This window comes from Pseudomonadota bacterium, assembly GCA_026388275.1.
GTDB lineage: Bacteria > Desulfobacterota > Syntrophorhabdia > Syntrophorhabdales > Syntrophorhabdaceae > JAPLKB01.
The window spans coordinates 1-25,390 of the sequence record JAPLKB010000030.1; the positions used below are offsets into that span (position 1 = coordinate 1).

Annotated in this window: 25 protein-coding genes and 1 tRNA gene; 19 read left to right on the forward strand and 7 right to left on the reverse strand. The window is 43.2% G+C overall.

Going from position 1 to position 25,390, the window contains the following annotated elements; translation table 11 throughout:
• Positions 1-268 precede the first annotated feature (268 nt).
• The 4 genes from NT010_08160 to NT010_08175 all read right to left on the reverse strand — a co-directional run bounded on the left by NT010_08160 (position 269) and on the right by NT010_08175 (position 3,471).
• Complete coding sequence (locus NT010_08160) at positions 269-1,096, reverse strand: hypothetical protein (protein ID MCX5806024.1); 828 nt, start codon at positions 1,094-1,096, stop codon at positions 269-271.
• A gap of 261 nt (positions 1,097-1,357) precedes the next feature.
• On the reverse strand, positions 1,358-2,233 hold the full coding sequence (locus tag NT010_08165; protein ID MCX5806025.1) for a hypothetical protein: 876 nt from the start codon (positions 2,231-2,233) through the stop codon (positions 1,358-1,360).
• Positions 2,234-2,837: 604 nt separating this feature from the next.
• The gene (locus NT010_08170; protein MCX5806026.1) at positions 2,838-3,188 is read right to left on the reverse strand and encodes a DUF86 domain-containing protein; all 351 of its coding nucleotides are present in this window, start codon (positions 3,186-3,188) and stop codon (positions 2,838-2,840) included.
• A complete protein-coding gene (locus NT010_08175) occupies positions 3,181-3,471 on the reverse strand; it encodes a nucleotidyltransferase family protein (protein MCX5806027.1) in 291 nt (96 codons plus the stop codon). Before NT010_08175 ends, NT010_08170 begins: the two co-directional genes overlap by 8 nt.
• 342 nt (positions 3,472-3,813) lie before the next feature.
• On the opposite strand from NT010_08175, the gene NT010_08180 reads away from it, so the two are divergent.
• Genes NT010_08180 through NT010_08210 form a run of 7 tightly spaced genes read left to right on the forward strand, consistent with a single transcriptional unit; the run spans position 3,814 to position 10,589 of the window.
• Positions 3,814-4,284 carry an Lrp/AsnC family transcriptional regulator gene (locus NT010_08180; GenBank protein MCX5806028.1) on the forward strand — a complete coding sequence of 157 codons (471 nt, stop codon included), beginning with the start codon at positions 3,814-3,816 and terminating at the stop codon, positions 4,282-4,284.
• On the forward strand, positions 4,277-5,569 hold the full coding sequence (gene hemL / locus NT010_08185; GenBank protein MCX5806029.1) for a glutamate-1-semialdehyde 2,1-aminomutase: 1,293 nt from the start codon (positions 4,277-4,279) through the stop codon (positions 5,567-5,569). Before NT010_08180 ends, hemL begins: the two co-directional genes overlap by 8 nt.
• A gap of 10 nt (positions 5,570-5,579) precedes the next feature.
• Positions 5,580-6,695 (forward strand): alanine racemase, encoded by a 1,116-nt coding sequence (gene alr, locus NT010_08190; protein ID MCX5806030.1) that lies wholly within the window; start codon positions 5,580-5,582, stop codon positions 6,693-6,695.
• Positions 6,688-7,461 (forward strand): ABC transporter permease, encoded by a 774-nt coding sequence (locus NT010_08195; GenBank protein ID MCX5806031.1) that lies wholly within the window; start codon positions 6,688-6,690, stop codon positions 7,459-7,461. Before alr ends, NT010_08195 begins: the two co-directional genes overlap by 8 nt.
• Before the next feature lies 1 nt (position 7,462).
• Positions 7,463-8,227, forward strand: a complete 765-nt coding sequence (locus NT010_08200; GenBank protein MCX5806032.1) for an ABC transporter ATP-binding protein — start codon at positions 7,463-7,465, stop codon at positions 8,225-8,227.
• Positions 8,224-9,228 (forward strand): MlaD family protein, encoded by a 1,005-nt coding sequence (locus NT010_08205; GenBank protein ID MCX5806033.1) that lies wholly within the window; start codon positions 8,224-8,226, stop codon positions 9,226-9,228. Before NT010_08200 ends, NT010_08205 begins: the two co-directional genes overlap by 4 nt.
• Positions 9,229-9,233: 5 nt before the next feature.
• Complete coding sequence (locus tag NT010_08210; protein MCX5806034.1) at positions 9,234-10,589, forward strand: hypothetical protein; 1,356 nt, start codon at positions 9,234-9,236, stop codon at positions 10,587-10,589.
• Between the two features lie 204 nt (positions 10,590-10,793).
• Here NT010_08210 and pfp read toward each other — a convergent pair whose 3' ends face one another.
• The 3 genes from pfp to NT010_08225 all read right to left on the reverse strand — a co-directional run bounded on the left by pfp (position 10,794) and on the right by NT010_08225 (position 13,236).
• Complete coding sequence (pfp, locus tag NT010_08215) at positions 10,794-12,035, reverse strand: diphosphate--fructose-6-phosphate 1-phosphotransferase (GenBank protein ID MCX5806035.1); 1,242 nt, start codon at positions 12,033-12,035, stop codon at positions 10,794-10,796.
• Positions 12,036-12,315: 280 nt separating this feature from the next.
• Positions 12,316-12,408, reverse strand: a complete 93-nt coding sequence (locus tag NT010_08220) for an aurora kinase A-interacting protein (protein ID MCX5806036.1) — start codon at positions 12,406-12,408, stop codon at positions 12,316-12,318.
• A gap of 9 nt (positions 12,409-12,417) precedes the next feature.
• Positions 12,418-13,236 carry a metallophosphoesterase gene (locus NT010_08225; GenBank protein MCX5806037.1) on the reverse strand — a complete coding sequence of 273 codons (819 nt, stop codon included), beginning with the start codon at positions 13,234-13,236 and terminating at the stop codon, positions 12,418-12,420.
• 216 nt (positions 13,237-13,452) lie between these two features.
• Between NT010_08225 and NT010_08230 the strand changes: the two genes are divergently transcribed.
• The 12 genes from NT010_08230 to NT010_08285 all read left to right on the forward strand — a co-directional run bounded on the left by NT010_08230 (position 13,453) and on the right by NT010_08285 (position 25,359).
• A tRNA-Arg gene (locus tag NT010_08230) sits at positions 13,453-13,527 on the forward strand.
• A gap of 1,057 nt (positions 13,528-14,584) precedes the next feature.
• The gene (gene gspG, locus NT010_08235; GenBank protein MCX5806038.1) at positions 14,585-15,022 is read left to right on the forward strand and encodes a type II secretion system major pseudopilin GspG; all 438 of its coding nucleotides are present in this window, start codon (positions 14,585-14,587) and stop codon (positions 15,020-15,022) included.
• A 33-nt stretch (positions 15,023-15,055) separates the two neighbouring features.
• A complete protein-coding gene (locus tag NT010_08240; protein MCX5806039.1) occupies positions 15,056-17,164 on the forward strand; it encodes a hypothetical protein in 2,109 nt (702 codons plus the stop codon).
• 64 nt (positions 17,165-17,228) lie between these two features.
• The gene (gene gspE, locus NT010_08245) at positions 17,229-18,752 is read left to right on the forward strand and encodes a type II secretion system ATPase GspE (protein ID MCX5806040.1); all 1,524 of its coding nucleotides are present in this window, start codon (positions 17,229-17,231) and stop codon (positions 18,750-18,752) included.
• Positions 18,753-19,946, forward strand: a complete 1,194-nt coding sequence (locus tag NT010_08250) for a type II secretion system F family protein (protein ID MCX5806041.1) — start codon at positions 18,753-18,755, stop codon at positions 19,944-19,946.
• 17 nt (positions 19,947-19,963) lie between these two features.
• A complete protein-coding gene (locus NT010_08255) occupies positions 19,964-20,389 on the forward strand; it encodes a hypothetical protein (GenBank protein ID MCX5806042.1) in 426 nt (141 codons plus the stop codon).
• Positions 20,390-20,410: 21 nt separating this feature from the next.
• Entirely contained in the window at positions 20,411-20,821 is a 411-nt protein-coding gene (gene gspI / locus NT010_08260; protein ID MCX5806043.1) for a type II secretion system minor pseudopilin GspI, read from the forward strand.
• Positions 20,818-21,414 (forward strand): prepilin-type N-terminal cleavage/methylation domain-containing protein, encoded by a 597-nt coding sequence (locus tag NT010_08265; protein MCX5806044.1) that lies wholly within the window; start codon positions 20,818-20,820, stop codon positions 21,412-21,414. Before gspI ends, NT010_08265 begins: the two co-directional genes overlap by 4 nt.
• Positions 21,415-21,427: 13 nt before the next feature.
• Positions 21,428-22,405: a general secretion pathway protein GspK gene (locus tag NT010_08270; GenBank protein ID MCX5806045.1), complete on the forward strand. Its 978-nt coding sequence runs from the start codon at positions 21,428-21,430 to the stop codon at positions 22,403-22,405.
• An 8-nt stretch (positions 22,406-22,413) separates the two neighbouring features.
• On the forward strand, positions 22,414-23,976 hold the full coding sequence (locus NT010_08275) for a PilN domain-containing protein (GenBank protein MCX5806046.1): 1,563 nt from the start codon (positions 22,414-22,416) through the stop codon (positions 23,974-23,976).
• 17 nt (positions 23,977-23,993) lie between these two features.
• Positions 23,994-24,551 carry a type II secretion system protein GspM gene (gene gspM, locus NT010_08280; GenBank protein MCX5806047.1) on the forward strand — a complete coding sequence of 186 codons (558 nt, stop codon included), beginning with the start codon at positions 23,994-23,996 and terminating at the stop codon, positions 24,549-24,551.
• 91 nt (positions 24,552-24,642) lie between these two features.
• Positions 24,643-25,359 (forward strand): hypothetical protein, encoded by a 717-nt coding sequence (locus tag NT010_08285; GenBank protein MCX5806048.1) that lies wholly within the window; start codon positions 24,643-24,645, stop codon positions 25,357-25,359.
• The last annotated feature ends 31 nt before the right edge of the window (positions 25,360-25,390 follow it).

Consider the following 25,390-nt stretch of genomic DNA (forward strand, 5'->3'; position numbering starts at 1 on the left):
ATGAAGTCTTCAGAATTGGAACCGTTAATTGATGAAATTATTGTTGACACGAAAGCATGGATTAGGGATAATGTGAAATGATGTGTAACTAACCAAAATAATAAGGCAAAGCAGACTTTGTTACGTATAGCACCTACAATTAAGTAAATTCAGGCAAACAAAATGCTAAGAATTACCGATTGAAAGAGAGTACAACACCAGGATCAGCTACTTTCATGAGAGGTCGGCTGTATTCAGTAGTCAGAAGGTTTTCATTTGATGCCATTCTTTATGGTTTACTTCCAATGTATATTCTTATAGGAGCTTTATTCGCGCCAGGTGGTGCCATTGTAAATCCAGGCCAATCTTCTCTCTTAGAGATCCCCTCATTCGCAGCAGTAATTCCTGTTGCATTTAACGCTGATAGCAAAGCCGATGCGGCAATTTTCTCGGACTCGCTGGCATCGACCAAAACCCCAACAGATAGTCCAATAAATGACCCACTTCCAACAGCCGTTGAGGAAAATACAATTAATCCGGCGGCACGTAAGGGCATCTCGATTAAAGAGCGAAAATGAGTAATCTCTGGACTTTCTCCAACTTGGAGAATGTCAATGGAAATTCCAGCATATGGTTTAAGTCTCTTAGATAAACCAGATATTTGTTCTGGTGTAATTGATCTTGGTGCCAATTTCTCCTCAATTTTTACTCTTGCTAATCGTTCGCCTTCTGCTATTTTGTTTGCCTCCGCTGCTCGGGCATTTGCGGCTGCGGCTGCGGCCTTCGCTTCCTCGGCTCTGGAATTAGCACCAGCCAAATTAGATTCTGCTTGCTTTGCGGCTGCGAGAGATTGCGACGCATCCGCCTTTGCTTCCTCTGCACGAACGTTAGTGTTGGCAAGGTCACGTCTTAAATGTTCTTCTTTTACATTGCCCATCCAAACAACCAAGACAGTTGCAATTGCTCCAATGACTAAGGCACCAATTAAAAACATATTAGCCGCGTCGTACAACCGAACCGCGGTTTCAAATGAAGGCCACATACACTTCCTCACAATTCTTCCTTGGCTCTCACTTTTAGCAATTGCCATTGTATTCGTTGCTGCATCAATTGCCACTATCGGTATTGCTCGTCACAGCCACAGAATGAGACTGATAATCTCTAACAAATAATATAGAAGCATCGTATTTTCCAGTTTCTTTAATATTATACGCTCACCCATCAAAAAAACAATAGCAAAACTTATGAAATATATTGAGAAAATTATCAGAGTAATTAGCAATTATCTGGTAATATCAGGTTTAAACGACCATCGGTATTTATGGGTATTTTTCCACAATTACCAGTCATATTATTGGTCAACGGAAAAGAGCAATTCTTACCGTAAAGGCACTACCTCGATTTGGGCTACTTGCTGCATGTGTTTCCCTAACTGACGAGATGTCCAAGGGTGTTGTTTAAAACTAAATTTCCCTTCATAAAGAGTATTTAGACAGCTCACTAATGTTTGTATGGTTGCTTCTGGAGACCGAGGATTAGCATTTATAACAATTTGTGTTAGTTTTTTACCAAAATCTATCCCTGACTGTTTTTGTTTGTGTTCTAATAGCTCAATAAGTTCCTGAAATAGGACAGGATCATTGACTTCCAATCGAACCTTAAAATAATAAAGACCTATAGCCTCTTTATCCATGTTGGTGAATGTATTAGATAGTGTGTTGTCTTTTAGGGCTTGTTTTGTACGCTTCTCAAATGTTTCGCCGGGATTGATACCCCAAACTCGAACTTTACTATAAAAAATATAATGCAGTATGGGGTCATACAGTTGCTCAGCTAATTGATGAAATGCTGCCCAGTTGGTCTCGTTATCCATATAGTTCGGAATCAACCATTTTAAAACAGGGTATCCTTGATCTCTTAGTTCAAAGTGATACAGTTCATGAACGATAACATCAATCTTTCGGCCATGGGCAGGATTAATCCAGATAATTGGCGTGCCATCATCACCTACGTTTGACTTTCCGGACATGGGATCCTTTTCATCTAACCATTCTTCACGCACCTGCTTACCAAATTTTCGTTCTACTTCTACTAATAGGGATTTTACCTCACAGTTATTAAAAGGTAACCCGAAAAGAACATGCATAAATTCATTTTCTTCTTGAGCGTTCAAGCAATTAATTGGCAAGATGCATATAAAAACAAATATAACAAAAGGCAGTCGCAAATAAGACAACTTTTCTAAAAGAAACATTTTTATGGATATATCATATTCTCCGAACTGTCGTAAGCACTTTTATTCCCGCTCCGTATTCAGAACACACAGATGAATATAACAATGGAGACGCCTACAGTTGCCATTCTCTTTTTCAAGCCCTTTTTATATTGTATATTTATAATTCTGATAATTATATCAATAAATGTCAAGAATATTGCAATAGATTTTTCTCCATTACCACTTGAAGCACTTTATTACAATGGAAAATAGAAAAAATAACATTTCAGGAAGGAACTTGTACCTCAAAAAAAGCCACGCAGTGTGCATTTCGGTAAGAAAGATTTGGCTTCAGGCAAAAACCGCGGAGCGCGCACTCCAGGAAGCTAACACTTTTTTTCAAGTACGCAAGAACCGGATGAAACTTAATTAATATTATCTGCTCATTTCCCTTCTTTTTCATTCTCTCTCACAATCTCATTTACAATCTTCTCTGCATGAACGGGAGAATAGATGGGAATAATCTGCCTTACTGAATTCACCTTTCATGGAATCGAAGCAGGCATTTGGTAGGGCATTTAAGGTAATATTCAAAATTGTGGGATGTACAACAATGGGTGTATTCAGGAAGTGATACTGATTTTCAATCTCTTTTTGCAGAGATTAATCTTTCAAGCATGAGCTTCAACTCCGGTAATCGTTCCTGTGCGACTTTCCAGACAGTCTTCAAGTCTACACCCATGTAATCGTGTATAAGCACGTCTCGCATACCAGCCATTTTGCTCCAGGGAATGTCAGGATATTTCTGGCGAAATGATGTTGGTATACGTTTAGCAGCTTCGCCAAGAACTTCAAGGCTCCTGATTACCGCATTGACAGTCTTCTTATCTTCTGCAAATGTCTCGTAATGCATACCACGTGTGAACTCTTCTACGTCGGCAATGGCAGTCAGGATATCGTCAAGGTAATCAGCCATCTCACGACCCTTAGACATATTCAACCTCTGCCAGGATATATTTACCAATAGTCGGTTTAAGGGCTGTTTCCATAACCAGATCAACCTTATTATGCAGCCTGCTTTCAAGGTACTCACGGAGGTCCAGAAAATCGAAAAGATCAATATCACGACTGAAGGTGACAAGTATGTCTATGTCACTCTTTCTCCTCTGCCGTTCTCTGACGTATGAGCCGAAAAGTCCGAGGCGCTTGACCCCATAGCGGGATTCCATTTCTGGCTTTATACTTCTAATAATGTCAACTACCTCTTTTTTCCCCATAATAAATTACCCGCCAGTTTAAATCTGATATAAAAATTAATTATATAGAAAGTATAGGTGAATCTACTTTTTATGTCAAAAGGATTAATCTAAAGCGGGTGGAAAAAGCATTATAATCAGGAAATTGGCGGAACATTGTGTTAATTTTGTTCAGATGCATGAGCGTTATCGCTAACACTTTTTTTCAAGCACGCAAGAACCTGATGAACTATAAATCCTTTTACAAAGGAAATACAGTGAAGAACGGCAGGGATTTTTTTGAAAAAGCACCGGATTCAGGTTTTTAAATACATATAAAACGAAAAGATTATGTTTTTTATTTGAAAACCCTTTAAGGTATATGTGAAAATTAACAACATGTATAAAATTCTAAAAAACATACCCGGTGATTTCCCGATTATTGAGAGACCATACGATGAAATGGCAAACAATGCAGGTATGAGCGAGGTAGAGTTCTTATCTGCGCTCAACAAATTAAAAAAAGAAGGCATAATACGGAGAATTGCCGCTGTACTTTTTCATCGAAGGGCTTCCTATACACATAATGCAATGGTTGTCTGGAAAGTTAAGGATGATGATGTTGACAGGGCAGGGGGCATCATGGCTTCTTTCCCTGAGGTCAGCCATTGTTATGAGAGGGAAAAAGGGGATTATTGGGATTACAACTTATACACAATGATACACGGGAAAAGCCTTGAAGACTGTAAAGAGATCGCCGGACGTATCTCAGAGCATACAGGCATAAAAAACTTCCAAATGTTCTTCAGCAAGAGGGAATTTAAAAAGATACCGCTAAGGGTGATTTATGAATAGAGAAAAATCGAGCGAATTATACGCAGAAGCAAGGAAATATATACCTGCCGGTGTAAACAGTCCTGTAAGAGCCTTTCAATCAGTACACGATACACCGTTTTATGTGAAAAATGCCAAAGGTTCATACCTTTTTGATGTTGATGGAAATACTTACCTTGATTACGTTGCCTCATGGGGTGCAATAATACTCGGACATGCCCATGACGGACTTATTGAAGAAGTGAAATCAGCGCTTGATAAAGGCACAAGCTTCGGAGCCTGCCACCCCGATGAAATTAAACTGGCAAAGCTCATTATAGAAGCATTTCCTTCAATAGACCTTGTGAGACTGACAAGCTCGGGAACGGAAGCAACAATGAGCGCCATAAGGCTTGCAAGGGGTTTTACCGGAAAAAACAATATCATAAAATTTAAGGGCTGCTACCACGGGCATGTTGACAGTCTTCTTGTAAAAGCCGGTTCAGGTCTGGCTACTTATGGAATACCGGACAGCAGGGGTATCCCGGATGTGCTTGCAAAATGTACATATATTGCTGATTTTAATCATATCGACACAGTGCGGAATATTGTCAGAGAGAACAAGGACATTGCCTGTGTCATACTGGAACCTGTTATGGGTAATATGGGTCTCATCCTGCCTGAAAAGGGGTTTCTTGAGGACATTCAGGAAATTTGCAGAGAGTCGGGGATTTTACTTATTTTCGACGAAGTAATAACAGGTTTCAGAGTTACATACGGTGGGGCTCAGCACCTTTACGGAATTGACCCGGATATAACATGTCTTGGAAAGATCGTCGGCGGAGGTTTCCCTATAGGTGTATTTGGCGGCAAAAAAGAAATCATGGATATGATTGCCCCTCTCGGCGATGTTTATCAGGCGGGTACGTTGTCAGGCAATCCCATAGCAGTAAGGGCAGGAATATATGTGCTTGAACATTTGAAGAAAAACAGCGACATATATAGTTCAATGGATAAAAACATTAACAGATTAAAAACACAGTTGCTTCAAATTGCGGAGAAATATGGCATTCCTTATAAGATCAATAATATTACCGGCATGTTTACAGGATTCTTCTCTCGTAGCCCTGTTAACGATTACGAGGCTGCCCTGACATCAGACCGGGCAATTTATGAAAAGTTTTTCAAATTAATGCTTGAAGAAGGGATATTTTTTGCCCCAAGCCCATTCGAGGCTTCATTTTTAACAGACTCATACGGGGAAAACGAAATCATGAAGACTGTAGACGCCTGTGAAAAGGTTTTTAAAACACTTAAGGGCTATTAAAATGAGCAAAATGAGAAATCATAGAGCTATTGCGCAGATAGATTTAAAAGTACTTGAAGAAAATTATTGGATGATAAAATCCCGGTTGTCTGAGAATGTTAAAATACTCTGCGTTGTCAAAGCCGATGCTTATGGCCACGGCATGATTCAAGTTGCCGGTAAACTTGAATCTATAGGCGCCGACTATTTAGGAGTTGCAACGGTCAGTGAGGGTATGCATCTAAGGTCTCATAATATAAAGGCCCCTGTACTTGTCATGGGCGGCATGGTGCCCTGGGAGGACGTGCAGCAGGTTTTGGACAATAACCTTACGCTGGCTGTGCATGATCTGGATATGTTAAAAAGAGTAAAAGATGCCTGTATACTTCAGGATAAAACAATAAACATTCACCTGAAAGTCGACACCGGTATGGGAAGGCTTGGTTTTAATCCCGGTAATATACCTGCTGTAATTGAAGAGTTAAAGGACAAAAAATGTGTCAAAGTGGAAGGCATTATGAGTCATTTTTCTTCTTCAGAAATAAGGGATGAATACGGGAAGATACAGGTAATGGTTTTTAGAAATATTTTACAGTTGTTTCAAAACAGCGGCATTAAAACAAATCTTAATCATATGGCAAACAGCGGAGCCATAATTAATTATAAAGAAGCGCATTTCAATATGGTGAGAGTCGGAATAAATCTTTACGGTTCTTATCCTTCAGTCGAATTGCGAGAGAGTTTCCCTGTAAAACAGGTAATGAAGCTGATATCAAGGATTGCGGTGGTCAAAGAGTTTCCTCCGGGGTATGCACTGAGTTACGGGAGATCTTATACTACGAAAAAGAATGCAAAGATAGCATGCATACCTTTTGGTTATGCAGATGGTTACCCCAGATCTCTGTCGAATAAAGGTTTAGTGTTGATAAAGGATAAAAGGTGCAATGTGGTTGGAAAGGTTTGCATGGACTGGATATTGGTTGATGTAACGGGTATTGAGGATGTGAAAGCAGGCGACGAGGTGATTTTGCTGGGTAACGGTAATAATGATAGAATTACTGCTGATGAGATGGCGCACCTGGCAGGCACTATCCCTTACGAAATACTCTGTAAGATATCCGGAAGAGTACCGAGGATTTATGAATAGCAATCTGGTCAGGAAAATCTTTGCCCCGGTCATAGATTTTATAAAAGAGACCGGCAATATAGGGCTGTTTTTTATTCAAAGCATCTACCTGTGTTTCAGAAGACCTTTCAAGTTTAACTATATACTCAAACAGATGGAATTTATCGGTGTAAATTCGGTTGCCGTTGTAGTCGTTTCAGGCGGTTTTATCGGGATGGTCCTTGCTCTGCAGTCTTATCATGGATTCAGACGGTTCGGTTCTGAAGGACTTGTCGGGGTTACTGTGGCATTAAGCATGACCCGTGAACTTGGTCCTATTCTCACAGGCCTGATGGTCACCGGCAGGGCAGGTTCTGCAATGGCGGCAGAGCTTGGCACAATGAGGATAACCGAGCAGATTGATGCATTAACGGTCATGGCCCTCAGTCCGATAAAATATCTTGTTGTGCCCAGGGTTATTGCGTCTTTTTTGATGCTTCCGGTTTTGACCATCGTGTCGGATTTTATCGGGATCATGGGCGGTTACCTTGTGGGGGTTAAGCTCCTCGGGATTAACGAAGGCGCATTTATCAATAAGATAATTAAGTACCTTAACCCTGAAGACATATTCAATGGTCTTGTAAAAGCAGCTTTCTTCGGAATTATTTTGAGTGTTATCTCATGCTATAAGGGTTTTTATACAAAAGGGGGCGCAGAAGGTGTAGGCCGGTCAACTACTGAGGCTGTTGTTTTTTCAAGCCTTATCATATTGATATCGGATTATGTATTGACTTCGCTGATGTTCTAATATGGATGATATAGCGATAAAATTAATAGATGTGCATAAAAGCTTCGGCAATCAAAAAGTGCTTGACGGGATAAATCTTGAAATAGAAATAGGAAAAACTACGGTAATAATAGGAAAAAGCGGCGGCGGGAAAAGCGTTCTGCTGAAGCATATAATCGGGCTTTTAAAACCGGATAAAGGTGAAATATGGATAGACGGCGTTGAAATCACAAGATTGAAGGAAAGAGATCTGAACGATGTCAGAAAAAAGTTCGGAATGCTTTTTCAGGAAGCAGCCCTCTTTGACTCTATGGATGTTTTTGATAATGTGGCGTTTCCGCTTCGCGAACATACAAAGATGAAGGAAGCCGAGATAAGGGTAATTGTTGAGGAGGAGCTGAAACAGGTCGGCCTTTTAAATGTTACTGAAAAGATGCCATCCGAACTGTCCGGCGGCATGAGGAAAAGGGTAGGGCTTGCAAGGGCACTTGCCCTTGATCCTGGTATAATACTCTTTGATGAGCCGACGAGCGCCCTTGATCCTATTATATCGTTGACGATATTGGATTTAATAAAGGAGACGCAGACATATTTTAAAAAAACATACCTTGTAATAAGCCACGATATACTCGGTATGTTCAGGATTGCCGACAAAGTTGCCATGCTGAGCAACGGCAGGATCATAGAATACGGAGCGCCCCTTGAGATCAGACAAAGCAGCAATGATGCCACAAGGGAGTTCTTGAGGGCGACAAAAATACCGGGGTTTGCAGGAGGGGATTTATGAATAATAAAGCATTTTCCACGGAGTTAAAGGTAGGTATACTGGTTCTTACAGGGATTCTCATACTTTTTTATATGTCGTTCAGGATTGGAAAGTACGGGTTTTTCCGGGAGCAGGGCTATGAGCTTTATATAACCTTCAGTAATGCAAGCGGCCTTGATGTCAAAACGCCTGTCCAGATTGCCGGTGTTGCTGTGGGGAGAATTAAAGAGATTGTGCTTGAAAGCTACAAGGCCAAAGCAACCCTTACCATAAAAAAAGGTGTAAACATACCTGTTGACAGCAAAGTAGCCGTGAAATCACAGGGCGTTCTTGGAGATAAATTTATTGAAATCATACCCGGTACGGGGAAAACGTTCCTGGCACAGGGTGGCAAAATTGAGGACATAATACAGACGCCTAATGTTGATGAAATCTTTACAAATGTCAGTACGGCTGCAAAAAACTTCGGCGACACGATGAGCGAATTCAAAGGATTAGTCGGCGAGAAAGAAAGGGCTGACATAAAAAAGAGTATCGAGAATATCCAGGTACTGAGCGGTGAGTTTAAAAACATTGTTAAAGGGAATAAAGATAATTTAGGCCGTATTGTTAATAATGCTGATGAAACATTAACAGGACTAAAATCGATTGTGAAAAACGTAGAGGATGGTAAAGGGACTCTGGGCCTTCTGGTTAAGGATGATACATTATACAAGGATGCAAAAGATGCTGTGAGCACGATAAAAAACATTACATCTGATATAGAACAGGGAAAGGGAACAATCGGCAAACTTGTTGCAGATGACGCCATATACACTGATGCAAAGGATGCGGTAAAGAACATAAAGGATATTACAGACGGCATCAAAAGAGGAGAAGGTTCATTAGGAAAGTTTGCAAAAGATGATAAACTGTATAATGAAACAGAAAAGGCCGTGAAAAAGGTTCAAAGGGCAGCAGACGGCATTTCGGAAATGACACCCGTTACTATTCTTGGCACTATTTTAGGTATGTTCTTCTGATTTTAATGTGGAAATTTGTTTTTATTATTATACTTTTTCCCTGCTCTATTCAGGCGTTCTGGCCTGTTTATTGGGAATTCGGGGGAGAAAAGAGATTTTTAGGTCCTCTTGTTTCTTATAAACAGGAAAACAATGAAACCAATCTGACAATAAGACCATTCCTCTTTTCCTATGATTCCGATGAAGGAGGGGTTTACAATTATCTTTATCCTCTTGGAAGATCAGCTAAAGATAAGTCGTATTTTATCCCTTTCTACCTTTCAAAAGGTACATCCAAACCTGACAACGATGTTTCTGATGCAGGTATTTTGTCCGAACCCTCCGATACATCACTCCTGTTGTTTTTTCACGGTACATCCTCTAAGGGGACTTATGGCGGGTTATTCCCGTTTTATGGAAAACTCTACGACAGGTTTGGAAAAGATGAAATGGGGTTTTTTATGTGGCCATTTTACAGCTATACAGAAACTGACGGGGCGAAAAAAACGAATCTGCTCTGGCCTTTTATTTCTATTTATAGCGGTACAGAAAAAGGATTTAAACTGTGGCCTATCTTCGGAACAAAAAAGAAGGAGGGTATAAAGAATTCAAGTTTTTTTCTCTGGCCTATATTCTTTAAAGAAGAAGATTATCTTGATAAGGACGACCCGTTAGAAAAATTCTATGCCATACCTTTCTATCTGTCATCAAAATCTAAAACAAGGGATGAATATGCGATTATGTTCCCTTTATACTCATATTCAAAAGATCAGTACAGGGAGAAAACGAATCTGCTCTGGCCGGTTTTTTCATTTACAAAAGGTGAAGATGTGTCAGGATACGGTATTTTCCCATTTGTATTGTCAGAAAAACGGGAGGATTACAGCTCTTTGAGTATATTATGGCCTGTTTTGTACAACCAGACGGAATGGTTTATAAAGGACAGGCGATATTCAAAGAAACAGGTGCTGTTGTTTAATAGATATGTGGATGATGAAGAAAGTATTTTTTTTAATATCTGGCCAATATTTGAACATCAGGAGAAAAATGGACGTACTGACGTGATTGTACCCTCCATTCTGCCCGTGAGATCTGTTGATATTGACAGAATTATAAAACCGCTTTTTACAATAATAGAACACCGTGCTGAAGTAAATAAGAACATGACAAGCTTCTTCTACGGACTTATTACAAGAGAAGAAGAAGATGAAGACAACTGGAAGATGAGATTTGCCTTTCTTTTCGAGCTTAAAAAAGAATCAGGCAGTATTGGCTATGAAATCCTTTCAGGATTATTCGGTATAAATAAATCACGGGTAAAAATACTATTCATACCCTTTAAGCGTGGCAGCAGTGAATCAGGTATAAAAAATACTGAATAAATATAAGTGTCTATATGAATCAGCGGAGTTGTTATTCCAATCCTAAATCAAGGCGCTATCATCGTTGGCTTCGTCATCTGCTCCTCCGACGTACTGCGACCCGCAAGCGGGTACCCCGCGCCTACGTTGCCTCTTCCTTGCCGCCTTGATTGCCCCGCAAGTTGCAGTGGGGTAAGTCATTTCATCCTTGATTTAGAATTGGAATTACTGAAGCAGATAACCGAATTTCGACCTGAATTCTTCAGGTTTTAATTTTGCTGTGCTTGCAAGATGTTTTAAACGATCTCCTTCAAAATCTTCCTTCTCAATTCTAATCATGTATTTTCTTGCAACTTCATATGTTTCGGAATTGATATCAACCGTCCGTATTTTAGAGGTGCCCCCTGAATCAAGCATTTCAGTAAAGGAGACCGGGATAATATGGCTTTCATAAACTGTTATCATTGAACCTGATCCGCCTTTCATGAGGAAACGTACTGCGCCATATCCGAGGTTTCTTGTGTACTCAATGTCGAATGGTATGGGAGGAGCTGCTCTTAATTCATATCCTATATTCATGCTGACAATAGGGGCGGTTATGTCCATTCCGATGAGATTCTTCTTGACGAGCGATTTGAGAATTTTGCCGATTTGAATATCAGACAGCCTTATTTTGCCGGATATTTCATCTTTTTCGACATTTTCGCATCTGCTAAGTTCTTCTGTATCGAATTTTTCAGCTACTCCCTCAGCTATTACAGCAACACCATAATCTTTTCCCATGGAGACCCTTTTTATTATTGAACCGGTCAGGATATCCGCAACTTTTTGTATTGAAACCTTTTGTTCATTAAATTCTTCAGGAATTATTGTTAATGTAGCACCGGATGCCTTGCCGATTCCAAGTGCCAGATGGCCGGCATGTCTTCCCATGGTGCTGATAAAATACCACCTTCCCACTGTTCTTGCATCTTCCATTATGTTGGTGACAAGCTCGACCCCTACATGCCTTGCGGTTTGATAACCGAAAGTTGAGAATCCGCCAGGCAAGGGAATATCATTGTCTATTGTTTTTGGAGTATGAACAACGCTTATAGAACCTCTTCCCTCTCTTTCTATCCAGTTTGCCATATAGAGGGTGCCCTCACCCCCTATTGTTATTAGATATTTTATTCCGATCTGCTTTAATGTGGACATAAGGGTTTTAAATTTTTGCTTAGCATTTTCCGGAGCGTCACGGGATGTCCTGAGTATTGATCCTCCAGTTGCATGCAGTCTTGACACATCATCGATTGTAAGAGGGATAATACTGTCTTTATTTCCATCGAAGAGCGGCTTGAAGCCGCCGACAATACCGACAACCCTTTTCCCTTGATTAACGGCTTCGATTGTAGCGGAGCTTATGACTCCGTTAATTCCAGGCGCCGGCCCACCACCCACTATTATTCCGACTGTATCTTTTGGCATATAAATTTATTTTGCCTTTTTCTTTATGTATTTGCAAGCTTTTTATAAAATATTTTAAATAAGTCAGGAAGACAATAAAAATATTCAAAAGAAGGTAGACTGATATTGTCGGATTTTAATTATAATTTTTTTATATCTTCGTATTGGAAAAGGGAAAATCTGTTTTGAAGTCTTCAAACATATTGCTAATAATTAAAAAGTTTGCCCATCTTTCAGATAGTTATCGAAACTGAAAAGATGGGCAAAAATTGACACAGAAAATATAATGATTATGCGATTCTTATTTTCTCCGTTGGTGTCTCGTTCTTTTTCTTAGCTTTCTATATTTATGTTTTCTAATTTTCTTTTTCCTCCATTTTAAAACACTACCCATTATTTCACCTCATTTTTTTATAGAAAATTTATCTTTCGGATATTCATTCATATCATAAACGGTGAAAATATAACCTCCATTTTCTCTTTTTGCAATAATATAATGAAAGAAACCTCCATATTCTTCATCGAATGTGAGAAGTCGCGAGCCTCCCCCCCCTGTAGTAACATATATAATTCCGTCTTTTTCGATTTTGTTATACAAATGTTCGTGACCTGCAAAAACTATATTCACTCCGCTTTTCACGAACAAATCATGGAGGCTGTCTCTATCTGCTGCATACCTGTCAAGGCAGTAACCCTTGCCGAAGATTGTCGGGAAAAGGGGTTTATGAAGAAATACGATTTTAAATAAAGAGTTTATCTTAAGCTCTTCCTTAAGCCATTCCAACTGTTTTCCCGTTACCCTGCTTATTTCACCTGGTGTTTCAGTGGAAAGAACTATAAAATGGGCGTCTTCTGTAGAAAGAGAATGGTAGACTGGTTTTGATATTAAATTGCTGAATACTTTTAATGATTTAGCGCTATTGATGTCATGATTGCCGGGCGCTATATGAAAGTTGAAATTTTTCCCTGTCAACTCCAGAAACCTGCCCCATTCTTTCTCGCTTCCAGGTCTGTCAATAACATCCCCGACAAGAAAAATAGTATTTATATTTTTTTTGCTTATTATGTTCAAAAATTGCTTATATACGGATTCTGTTGATCCGATTTTGGTATCGCCGATGATTGCAAAAGAGGAAAAATCATTAGACAGTACCGTAAAAGGCAATAATAAAATAAAAATGGCGAATACGATCAATAGTCTTATATGATGTGCAGGCCGCATGGTATGCCTATAATACTAAATATTTCTTATATTCGCAAATAGTTCTTGAGTCAAAAAGAGGAGGGTGTGTATTTACGGTACTGCAATTCCTTCCTGCAAGTCCTGTCAGTATGGTCTGCTTTTGATGGCTGAATTGAAGTTTTGAATTTGAAATCACTGCTTTAATGATGTTTGTATTGAAAGGGCGCATAAAAACAGCTATAATAAATATACAATGCGCCTGTAGCTCAATTTGGATAGAGCAACGGACTTCTAATCCGTAGGTTCCGCGTTCGAGTCGCGGCAGGCGCGCTTTTACTATATTGATAACTTACAGATTCATACCTTTCTTGTCTCATGAAATAAGACACAGTATTGCAATGCAAGACAGTTTATTGCAATGCAAGACAGAAATATCTTTCTTTCCATGGCTCCATAAACGTTTCATCAAAGAGGGTTTATTTAATATCATTCACAATATTGCATTAGTCTCCTTGTATGTTTCTTCTGGCACAATTCTTGTATCTCATAGATTCACAACGTTCCTCCGGGGCTTATTGAAAGACTTGCAGCATCCACTATATCGCATGGAGAGAATATTGTTCATAATATTCGTCAAGGCAGTGAGATTGTTGAGATGGGCGGCAAGGACAAATACATTGTGGTGGAGTCTCAAGCAGATATTGACAGTGCATAACCTGAATGATATCATGATTCTTTACATGAGAAACGAGTATTGATAGCATCTTACTTTTTAAAAAAAATATGTGTACACGCATGGAACTCCATATGCTCCTATGGCGGTAGCTATGCTCGTGAACGGCAGTTATGAATTTTGCGTTATCTTTTCCCTTCAAAAACTTGAGAAAAATCTCATTTTCATGATCAAGAAATGACGGCAAGCCGTTGAGTGAATTCAGAAAATCCTTGGAGAAATAGCATGAGAAAAATGTTTGTTCTGAACCTCACAATGTCTGTCTGCTTCTTCTTCGGAGGAATGGTGTTTGGCCCAGATAAAGGAAGACATCAATCAATACCAGGGAAGCCTTTTTCGTAATCCGGAGCGATATTCAAGGACCCATGGGTCATGAACCGATTCCTTTTTAAGAGGAAGGAGATGCAAAAAAGTTCCTGAAAGATCACAAAGGCAGGAAAATTTGGAAGTTCAAGGATATCACCCCGAAAGTAATCCTGTTGCTCGATAATCCAAAACAAATAGGGACAGATAAATAGTTTTATTCTTTTCTGTTGATACACTGCTGGAAGGCCTTATTTTCATAAAATAATTAAAAGTGTTTTCGTCGAAAGAATAATGTATTAAAATATAGATATTTGTTTTATATGTTGAATCAATATGATGGTTGATATGATGAAGTTAAAAAACAGGTTTCTGTCCCTATTTTTAGGGAAGAAGGGTTTTACCCTTGTGGAAATGATTGTAGTCATGGTCATGATTGCCCTTCTTGCTGCTCTTGTGGGGCCCAGGCTTTTCTCGAAGGTAGGTAAAGGTAAACAGTCTGCTGCGAAGGTCCAGATTGAATTGCTCGGACAGGCGCTGGATCATTTCAGACTTGATGTCGGCAGATATCCCTCAACCCAGGAAGGTTTGAATGCATTAACCGTCAATCCTGGTGTTGAGCGCTGGGAGGGACCCTATCTCAAAAAAAGTCTGCCGAATGATCCCTGGGGAAAACCTTATCACTACCTGTTTCCCGGTATCCACGGTGAATATGATCTCTTTTCCTACGGGAGGGATGATACCCCTGCTGGAGAAGGTGAAGACAAAGATGTGGTGAGCTGGGAATGACGTGTTTCCGATACACAAGAGTGACAGGTAACTATGCATAGCATTTCATTTTATAAATATTATTGCGGCGATCTACTTGTGAGACGAGGAATTGCCCTGATCCTGAAGGTTGTTGTCATTCTCGCTGTAGTGATGCCTTTTCCACCGGTGTGGGCTCAGGAATCCCCCTCAAGCATACCAGCGGCTGCACCCTCAACCATACCAGCGACCCCTCAGGTTCAGCCCCCTCAGTTGCCCGCATCTAAAGGACCGCCACCCGGCATGGCCCCTCAGTCAACAGCCCCTCAGTCAACAGGGCCTCAGCCAACGGCCCCTCGGTCCGTGATACCTCCAGGATCACCTTCTCCGGCAAATGAGGGCCAAATAGTGTCCTCCCCTGCTGTAATGCCGCCAGTCTCGCATCCCTTTATCCAGCAACAGAGGTCAACCATCAACGGCGGTCAGGTCACCCTTAATTTTGACGATGCCGATGTCTATGAGGTAATTCAAACAATATTCGGACAGATTTTAAGGGTCAATTATGTGGTTGATCCCCGTGTCAAAGGACGGGTGACATTCAGGTCTATCACGCCTGTGGCACGTGAAAATGTCCTGCCGACAATGGAAGTCATTCTAAGGCTCAACAACATTGCCGTCGTGGAAGAGTCAAACCTCTACAGGATCGTTCCCATCGGTGACATAGCAAAAGAGCCGGCCCGTGTCCAGCTTGGAAGGGATTCGAAGAGCATTCCGTCGACGGGCAAGGCATTGCTTCAGGTGGTGCCCATTCGTTACATGCAATCTTCGGACGTGGTGAAACTGGTAACACCTTTTCTGTCTGCAAATGCGGTGGTCATTGATGTACCTAAGAGTAATCAGATTATCATGGTGGATACAGACGCCAATGTGAAGAGGCTTCTTGGACTGGTGGAGATTTTTGACAACGAACAGCAGAAGAAAAAGGGACCCCAAGTCTTTGTGTATCATGTGCAGAACGGCAAAGCAAAGGAAATTGCCGTACAGCTTCAGCAGATCTTTCTAACTGGAAAATCCTCCTCCGGTGAAAAAGCGACCACCGTTGTAACAGCACCCCAATCCCAATCCAGATCCGCGCTTCCATCCCAACCCATGTCTGTGCCCCAATCAACTCAGCCCGGTTCCAGGGAACCTTACGGCGGAGAAGCCCTTGTCTCGGATATTACACGGATCTTTTCCGATGAAACGCTCAATGCAGTCATTGTGCTCTCAACCCCTGAAGATTACGAAATTATTAAAGACGCGATCGTGAAGATCGATCTTGTCCCGAGGCAGGTCATGATCGAAGGCATGATCGCTTCGGTTATCTTGACGGATAATCTGAGTCTCGGTCTGGCCTGGTCCATCAAGACGAATGTATTCGGTCTGGCCTCGACCATTGCCTTGAATCCTGCAAGCCTGAATCCGACAAAGATTCCGGGAACGGGATTGAATCTGGTAGGAACGGATTCCAAAGGCGACATAAGAGATATTATTTCCGCCCTGGCGTCGCAGTCCAAGGCTAAACTTCTTGCGGCACCACATATCCTTGTATCGGATAATCAGGAAGCTCGTATTCAAGTGGGGCAGCAGGTGCCCCTTGTCACGTCGGAGACCTTTGGTTCAACGACTATCGCGCCTCAGAGGACGATCCAGTACAGAGACATCGGCATTATTCTGAAGGTGAAACCGCAAGTGAATGACAGTGGACTGGTCTCGCTTGAAATAAAACAGGAAGTCTCCACCTTTGAGACCATACCCCTCACCTTAACGACGCAGGACATTATCATCAATAAGACGGAAGCCTCCACTAACCTGGTCGTGCAGGATGGCCACACTATAATTATTGGCGGCCTTATCAGAGAGGATAAGACAAAGTCGTTGAACGGCATTCCATGGCTATCCAAGATACCAATCATAGGCTCTCTTTTCGGAAATACGATCGATAATGAAACGAGAACGGAAATCATCATCCTTTTGACACCCCATGTGGTCAAAAGTCAAAAGGAGGCAAAGGACCTTACTTCAGATTATATCAATAAATTCACGGACACGGGCAAGGGGGGAATCACGAATGAGGAGCTTCTGAAGAAAGGCAAACTCGGGGGGAGTTCTAAAAACAGCCAAACAATCAATCCACTCCCATAAATCTTTTCATTTTAGTAGTTTTGTATGCCTCACTTCCATTGTATTTTATTAAGGATATGTACCTTTGAGTAAAGAGACCTTTTTCCTGAAAATCGAAAGTTTCCCCAAAGTGCCCTTTATCATGGAAGGGTTGTCTTCCCGTTTCATCCGTGAAAACAAGGTTGTTCCCATAGAGTTTAAAGACGACGCCCTCACCGTCGTAATGGCCAATCCTGAGGACAGGGCGATTATCGACGCTCTCCGGGTAGCCGTATCACCGGAGGTTATTGTCTACGCGGGAGACGTCCATGCCATCGATGAGTATATCGCCAAATTTTATGGCAAGGAGTCCCAGGATATCAATCAAATCATCGAAACCATGGATGAAACGGATCTTCATTTCGCAGGGGATGATGAAGAAGATATTGGCCATCTCAAAGACCTCGCTTCCGAGGCGCCCATTATCAGGCTCGTGAATCTCTTCCTTACCAGGGCAGTGGAAAGCAGGGCGAGCGATGTGCATATAGAACCCTTTGAGGATGAGTTGAAGGTCCGATACAGGATTGACGGTGTTTTGCATGACATCGAATCGGTACCTAAGAAGCTGCAGGCTGCCATTGTTTCCAGAATCAAGATTATGGCAAAACTCGACATTGCCGAAAGGAGGCTCCCTCAGGACGGCCGCATCAAGATGATGATCAAGGAAAAGGGCATCGATCTCCGGGTATCGAGCATTCCGGTACTTTACGGTGAAAGCGTTGTTATGAGACTTCTCGATCAGGAAGGTATCGTCATTGACCTTAATTGCCTCGGATTTCCTGCAGGTACCCTCTCTACCTTTAACCAGCTTATCAACAAATCAAACGGTATTATTCTGGTAACGGGGCCTACGGGGAGTGGCAAGACCACCACCCTTTACGGTGCTCTGGACAGGATCAATTCACCGGACAAAAAGATTATTACCGTTGAGGACCCCATCGAATACCAACTCAAAGGGATCAATCAGATCCAGATCAAACCGCAGATCGGCCTGAACTTTCCCAATATCCTCCGGCATATTGTCAGACAGGACCCCGATATTATTATGATCGGCGAGATCAGAGACCTGGAAACAGCGGAAATAGCCATGCAGTCTGCTCTGACGGGGCATCTCGTCTTCTCCACATTGCATACCAACGATGCCCCAGGCGCCATCACGAGGCTGCTTGATATCGGTGTGGAGAACTTTCTGATTTCTTCAACAATGAGAGGAATCCTGGCCCAGAGACTGGTGAGAGTTATCTGCCCCGATTGTAAAGAAGAAGACCGTTCGAGCTTCAGCAGAGAAGATCTTATCGGTCTCGGGATTGAAAGCAATGTGCCCCTTTATAGAGGAAGGGGCTGTGAAAAGTGCGCTTCCACGGGTTACTACGGTAGAACAGGCATCTACGAATTGCTGTCCGTGGATGAAGGTATCCGTCACATGATTCTCAAAAACGCCGACTCGAACCGGATCAGGGAAGCGGCGAGACAACTCGGCATGAGAACGCTCTACGAGGATGGGATAGAGAAAGTCAAAGAGGGGATTACAACGCTGAGCGAGGTATTCCGAGTGACACAGGGAGCGTAGGTGGCTATCTATTCCTACCAGGCATCGACGAGGGACGGCAACATGGTTGAGGGCGTCATCGAAGCAGCGGACGATAAAGCAGTGATTGAGCGGCTGAAAGATGCCGGCGCCATTCCTATTAAAGTCACGGCACAGAAAGAAAACATCAGGACAAAAATCCATCTCCGGTCCTCCAGAAAAGATCTTCAGGCGTTTACTACGGAACTGTCCGTCCTGCTCAATGCGGGGTTAACCCTTGACAGAAGCCTCCAAATCGTCTCGGATGTCTCCGGGAGTGATGAAATCAAAGGTGTTGTTCAATCTCTTCTGAAATCCATCCGGGAGGGAAATACCTTTTCCGACGCCCTTCAGAAGTATCCAAAGATCTTTCCCCGGATGTATGTCAATATGATCAGAGCGGGCGAAGCCAGTGGCGTACTAAACGTCATTCTGGAAAAGCTGAATGAATATCTCGAATCATCCAGGGAGTTGAGGGAACACATTATTTCAGCCATGATCTATCCGGCTATCCTGATCATCACGGGGGGTATTTCGATCATCATCTTACTTACCTTTGTGCTCCCCAAGTTCTCTGTCATTTTTGCCGAGCTTGGCGGTGCCCTCCCTCTGCCGACCCAGATTCTTCTTTCCCTCAGCGAAGGCTTGAGAGCATTCTGGTGGATCATGTTGCTGACAATAGCTGCAGGATGGGTTGCTTTCCGCTATTATCTCAAATCCGATGGGGGCCGGTACCGATGGGATGCCTTCAAGATCCGAATTATGGGTGAGCTCATCGGAAAGCTTGAAACGGTCAGATTCTGCAGAACCCTTGGTTTGCTTCTGAAGAGCGGGGTGCCCCTCCTTCAAGCGTTGAACAACGCCAGAGATGTCATAGGGAATCAAGTCATTGCCTCTGCCCTGGGTGCCGTCTCCAAAGGGGCGAAGGAAGGCAAGGGCATCTCGGCGCCGCTTACGGAGGCAGGAGTCCTGCCTGCCCTGGCCATGTCCATGATCAAGGTTGGTGAAGAGACCGGTCAGTTGGACACTATGCTTCTCAAAGTTGCAGCGGCGTATGAAAAAAGTCTGCAGGAGACGATCAAGCGATTTGTGAGTCTCCTGGAACCTGCCATGATTCTGATCATGGGTCTGATAATTGGTTTTATAGTCATTTCCATGCTTGTCGCTATCTTCAGCATTACCGACCTCCCTGTGTAATGAGAGCCGGATTTACCATGATTGAACTTGTGGTGGTTCTTTTCTTCATCACCCTGATCCTCGGTTTGTCCACTGTATTTTTTTCAGGCAGCCTGCCGTCTGTCAGAATCATGTCAACTGCAAGAGAGATGTCGGCAACCATGAAGCACGCCCAATCCCTGGCCAGGATCAATCATGAAAAACAGATTATCACCATCGATCTGGACGCAAAGCGCTATGGCATTGAGGGTTATGCGGCCAGGGAGATTCCCCGGGATGTCCAAATCAAGGTGGTAGACCCTTTCTCGGGAGAAATTTTAAAAGGAAGATATCACCTCGTGTTTCCCGTCATAGGGGGAGGAGGCGGAGGAGTGGTTGTCCTGTGGAACAACAGGAAAAAACTAAGCATCTGGACGGACCCGGTGGCCGGATCGCGAATATTTGGGTCAAGCCCCAAAATTTAGCAAAATGGAAAAATACAAGATATGACCTCAAGATTCACAAAATTCAACCAAAAAGGATTCACCCTCCTGGAAGTGCTTGTGGCCCTCGCCATCCTGGGTATTGCTGTTACCTATGTCCTGCAGCTCTTTTCAACAAATATGAGAACGATATCCTTGTCGAGAGACTACGGGTTGGCTGCCATGCAGGCAGAGGCAAGGATGAGACAGGTCCTTGACGATGATCAATTGAATGAGCAATCGTGGAGCGAGGTAACAAGCGAGGGTTACCGGTTGGACCTGAAGGTGTCCAATGTTCTTGTTGACCGGACGGACAATTTGGCGGTAAAACTTTTAGCGATCGACCTGACCATCCGCTGGCAGAAAGGCGTTAAAGAAAGGTCCCTGACGTTGAGAACGGTCAAGCTTACAAATAAAACAGGATTCAAATTGTGAATGTCCGTGGCTTTACACTCCTGGAACTCCTGATCTCCATTTCCCTGATCGTGATAATTGTCGTCATTGTCACCGGTGCGATGCGGCTGGGCTATCGTTCCGTCGAAGTTGGTGAGAAAAAGATAGATTCCCTTAATCGGCTTCGTATGTCCCTCCGCATCATCGATGCGCAGCTTCAGTCAGAGGTTCCTCTCGTACATGACGGGGAAAACGGTAGAGAATTCTATTTCAGGGGCGACAGAAAATCGCTTCAATTTTCAACAAACTATTCCATCTGGGATGGAAGGCAAGGCTATGTCATAGCCGCCTACAGGATAGAATCTGATGATCATGGGAGACAGGTGTTGTATGTGTCGGAAAATGTCATCGGTCTCAAGAGCAAAAGAGAGACGAAACTCTTTGATGACATGGATGACATCTATTTCGAGTATTTTGATAGGGTTACCACAAAAGAAGATAAATGGACGCCGCAGTGGGTGGAAACGACGGACATCCCCGAAAAAGTGAGGATTCAGATCTATCAGGGGGTGACGAAACTTTCCCTGATTATTCCCATGAGAGCAAGAGAATCGTTGCTGAGGACCACACAGTAACATGGAGTATAACATGCAAAGACAAACCGGAGGGGTTAATTCCCTGGTAACTTCCCAGCAAGGCATCGCCCTGATGATGGTTCTTTGGATTCTGGTATTTTTGACTGTTATCGTTCTTTCATTTTCCGCAACGGTGAGGACAGATGCGTATTCTGCATTATCTTTCAAGAAAGAGGTAGAAAACAAATTTCTTGCAGAAGCTGGCATTCAAAGGGGCCTCATGGAGATCTTTTATCGGAATTTCAACAAAAATCAGAAAGTTATCATAGAGGGTCGAGAGGTGTTACCGGTGGATGGCCGGGTTTATCAGAGCCCTATAGGGGATGGCTTCTATACATTTTGTATCATGGACGAATCCGGAAAGATCAATATTAATGCCCTGTCCGACAATACCAGGGTCATCATGTACAATCTCCTCGTCAACAGGGGTATCCCCGGACAGGAGGCGGATGCCTTGGTAGATTCAATCCTGGATTGGAAAGACGCTGATGATCTGCATCGGCTGAACGGTGCTGAAAACGATTATTATCTGTCCCTGCCGGACCCCTACCAGGCAAAAAATGCCAGTTTTGATACCCTGGAGGAATTGTTACTCGTCAAAGGGATGACCCCGCAGATCCTCTTCGGAGATGATGGGAAAAGCGGCATTGCTCCAATGCTTACGGTACATTCAGCGACAAACAAAATTAATGTAAAGACAGCGCCAAGAGAGGTGCTGATCGCCATTCCAGGCATGACCGCCGACCTGGCAGACAGCATCATAGCCCTTAGAGAATCAAAACCCGAAGAATTCGTTCAGCAACTGCAAGCGCTTTTTGATAAAAGTTATGATACCATGATGCCGTATATCGGAGCGGGGGATTCAAACATCTACACCATCGACGCAGTGGGCTACCGGGAAGATAAGAGGAAAGGATACACCATCAGAGCAACCTTTATCATGGAAAGTGCCGACAAATACCGTACAATTTTCTACAAGAGCCCGGCATAGGCAATACTATGAAAGAAGCCACCGGATTTAAAACGTTAAGAATTTATGCCGTCTCCTCGAGGTTGAGCCTGACAAAGACGATACGTCGCCTATGGAAGGTGCTGACGTTCAGCCTTGTTGAGGGTATTATTTTTCCAGCACAAAACCTCTGTGTTTCCATCGGAATGACAGGTCTTTCCATTGCTTACGGATCGATGTTTTTATCACGTGTGCAGATGAAGGGTTTCCGGGAATTTCCATTTGAAGACGACCGGCGTCCTGATCCGGAGCATATCGCCGAACTTGTCAGCACAACTATCAATGACCTGAAGGCAAATAAAACGGAAATCACTCTCAGCATTCCCAAGTTATGGGCCATTGTACAGTCAGTAGAGTTTCCACTTGCTGTAAAAGAAAATCTCCCGAACGTTATTTCCTATGAACTGGACAGGCTGACGTCCCTCAGTCCGGAAAATGCCCTGTACGATTTTAGAATTCTGAGAGAAGAAGCCGATCGGATCCATATCCTTCTCGTTGCAGCAAGAGCAGATGTGGTCAATCCCTACATTGAAGCCCTCAGGAAAAAAGGTATCCCGGTGAAAAGGCTGACCGTCAACATTTCCGGTATTAGCGCTCTTTTGGCATATCTGGAGCAGGGAACAGATGCCCTTTTTTTTGAGATTAACAGGCGTGGATATGAGGGAGGCCGCATCCAGGAGGGTTTGATCATGTCCGCATTCAACGGTAGTTTCAGCGCCGATGACGGGGAAACATGGGCGGATGCCATCATGACGGCAATAAACTACCCAGCGGCAAGCCGCGGGGCAATCAATCCTTTAATCGCTGCTCATAGTGAACAGGGGAAGCCCCTGCAACTGATAGCTGATTTCAGGGACGGGCTGGAGGTGATGCCGGAGCGAAAACTTGCCCTGCCGGTCAAAAACCTGCAAGACCTGAACATGGCGCCGCTGTTCGCAAAGAATCTGCAAACTGTACGGGAACTGCCTTTCACAGCTCTCGGAGGGGTCCTGGAGTCCTTATGGCCAAAGGCCTGGAAGCTGGACCTGCTCGGTAAAGGAACGCAGAAAAGATCAAAAGCGCCGATGGGTGTTTCAGCATTTCTTTTATTTGTCATGATTGCCACGGGAATTTTCTACCTTGTTGCACCGCTCCAGATTGAAAAGACAAGGGGTCATGAAATTGACCGTCGGACGGCCTTGATCAAAGGGGATGTCAGAAAGGTTGAGGCGATAAAAAAAGAAGGGGATTTATTGGCAGGTGAAATTGCAACGATCAACAGCTTCAAACAAAACAGCCCTATGACGTTGGCGATCCTGAAGGAATTGACAGCCGTTCTTCCGAAGACATCATGGCTGACGCGGGTGAGAATTACCGAAACAACAGTGGATATTGAAGGCTACGCGAGTGCCGCTGCAGAGCTTCTCTCAAAATTGGAAGGGTCATCAAATTTCAAGAAGGTCGAGTTTGCCTCGACGACAACACGGGACCAAAAAATGAATACTGACCGGTTTGCCATTAAGATGGAAATAAAAGGGTTGAAAAAGGAAAAGGCGGAGAACATAAAACCGTGAGGCACAAAAGCAGGATTTTGATAATTGCTCTTCCCTTCACACTTATCCTTCTTGGCTTTGTTATCTATGAGTATGGTTTTCTGGTGATCCGGGCAGAGCAGACAGCCACCAGGGAAATATATGAGCTCAAGGCAAAGGGTCTCGAAAAACAGTTGGCCCTGATCGTTCAGAAACCGCAGCTTGAGAAAAGGCTCGATGCTTTGAAAGAAATAAGAAAAGCGGATGATGGGAAAATTATTGAGGGTCAAACCGTCCCCCTTGCAGCAGCGGCATTGCAGAACACTGTTAAAGGAATCATCAGCAGCAGGGGTGGGACCATATCCAGCGAGCGTGTTGAGAAACCCGAAGACCTCGGAAAATTCGAAATTATCAGCGTCACCATCGATACGGCCATGCCCGATATAAGGTCGCTCAGTGACGCCATTTACGCGATAGAGACGCAAACACCGTTTCTTACGATAAGAGAGCTTGATGTGAGAATAAAAGATTACCGGGAACCAAGGGAGCTCCAGGTAAAATTAAAGATATCAGCCATCGCTGTATCCAGTGAGATCTCAAAATTCAGCAAACGCTAAAATGCAATAATTCAACCCTTGACCAGGATGATAGCCTGCCATATTAGTGTGATCACTGATTCAATCCAACAGAATAAGGTAAAAAGATAACATGCAATATTTAAAATATCTTTTTAAAAGCATCCATCTTCTGAATATTGGGCTTATCGTAGCCCTTGCCTTAATGGCGCAGTATGCCATACTGCCCCTCTTAAAAAAAATGAGCACAGAAATGACTATGCCTACAGGCAAACATATCTCAATCGGAGAAGAGGAAAAACAGGCAAGCGCGCAGACCTCCCCGTTTTCCGACTTCATGATGATTGCGGAGCAGAACCTTTTCCATCCTGACAGGATAATACCCTCTCAGAAGGTTTCTGTTCCATTGCCGGAGATTGTTCTCTATGGAGTCCTGATCACGGATACCATGAGCGTAGCCTTCATCGAAGACAGGAAAACCGCTCGCTCGACACCGGGCCGGGGAAAGCGCCAGATGCAACTAAAGAAAGGAGACACTGTGAGTGGCTTTGTCCTCCGGGAGGTTGAGCCGGACCGGATCATCCTTGTAAAGGGAGATGACAAGTTGGTAGTATTACTGGACGATAAGAACAAAAGGAAGTCTGCGGAAAAAGCGGCATCAATGGCTTCGAAAGAGCCGGCAAGCACTTTGCCCTCAACATCCTCGCCGCCTGCAGCTTCTCCAGCAAGTGCTACGTCTTCAAAAGCAGCAGCGTCTCTTACCCCCGCACCGACTGTGGCGCCCCAGACTCCCGGTACACCTCAGATATCGCGTAGGCAGAGGATACAGCAGTTGCTAAATGAAAAGTAAACCCTCCGTCTCCAATAAACAAGTGAGGAAA

Excerpts from the sequence above, each read along its gene's own strand:
- pfp (MCX5806035.1), bottom strand. The coding sequence starts at position 12,035 with ATGCCAAAAGATACAGTCGGAATAATAGTGGGTGGTGGGCCGGCGCCT.
- gspG (MCX5806038.1), top strand. The coding sequence starts at position 14,585 with ATGAAGTTAAAAAACAGGTTTCTGTCCCTATTTTTAGGGAAGAAGGGT.
- NT010_08225 (MCX5806037.1), bottom strand. The coding sequence starts at position 13,236 with ATGCGGCCTGCACATCATATAAGACTATTGATCGTATTCGCCATTTTT.
- NT010_08275 (MCX5806046.1), top strand. The coding sequence starts at position 22,414 with ATGAAAGAAGCCACCGGATTTAAAACGTTAAGAATTTATGCCGTCTCC.
- gspI (MCX5806043.1), top strand. The coding sequence starts at position 20,411 with ATGACCTCAAGATTCACAAAATTCAACCAAAAAGGATTCACCCTCCTG.
- NT010_08165 (MCX5806025.1), bottom strand. The coding sequence starts at position 2,233 with ATGTTTCTTTTAGAAAAGTTGTCTTATTTGCGACTGCCTTTTGTTATA.
- NT010_08270 (MCX5806045.1), top strand. The coding sequence starts at position 21,428 with ATGCAAAGACAAACCGGAGGGGTTAATTCCCTGGTAACTTCCCAGCAA.
- NT010_08220 (MCX5806036.1), bottom strand. The coding sequence starts at position 12,408 with ATGGGTAGTGTTTTAAAATGGAGGAAAAAGAAAATTAGAAAACATAAA.
- NT010_08170 (MCX5806026.1), bottom strand. The coding sequence starts at position 3,188 with ATGTCTAAGGGTCGTGAGATGGCTGATTACCTTGACGATATCCTGACT.
- NT010_08240 (MCX5806039.1), top strand. The coding sequence starts at position 15,056 with ATGCATAGCATTTCATTTTATAAATATTATTGCGGCGATCTACTTGTG.
- NT010_08210 (MCX5806034.1), top strand. The coding sequence starts at position 9,234 with ATGTGGAAATTTGTTTTTATTATTATACTTTTTCCCTGCTCTATTCAG.
- hemL (MCX5806029.1), top strand. The coding sequence starts at position 4,277 with ATGAATAGAGAAAAATCGAGCGAATTATACGCAGAAGCAAGGAAATAT.
- NT010_08200 (MCX5806032.1), top strand. The coding sequence starts at position 7,463 with ATGGATGATATAGCGATAAAATTAATAGATGTGCATAAAAGCTTCGGC.
- NT010_08195 (MCX5806031.1), top strand. The coding sequence starts at position 6,688 with ATGAATAGCAATCTGGTCAGGAAAATCTTTGCCCCGGTCATAGATTTT.
- alr (MCX5806030.1), top strand. The coding sequence starts at position 5,580 with ATGAGAAATCATAGAGCTATTGCGCAGATAGATTTAAAAGTACTTGAA.
- NT010_08285 (MCX5806048.1), top strand. The coding sequence starts at position 24,643 with ATGCAATATTTAAAATATCTTTTTAAAAGCATCCATCTTCTGAATATT.
- NT010_08175 (MCX5806027.1), bottom strand. The coding sequence starts at position 3,471 with ATGGGGAAAAAAGAGGTAGTTGACATTATTAGAAGTATAAAGCCAGAA.
- NT010_08255 (MCX5806042.1), top strand. The coding sequence starts at position 19,964 with ATGATTGAACTTGTGGTGGTTCTTTTCTTCATCACCCTGATCCTCGGT.
- NT010_08205 (MCX5806033.1), top strand. The coding sequence starts at position 8,224 with ATGAATAATAAAGCATTTTCCACGGAGTTAAAGGTAGGTATACTGGTT.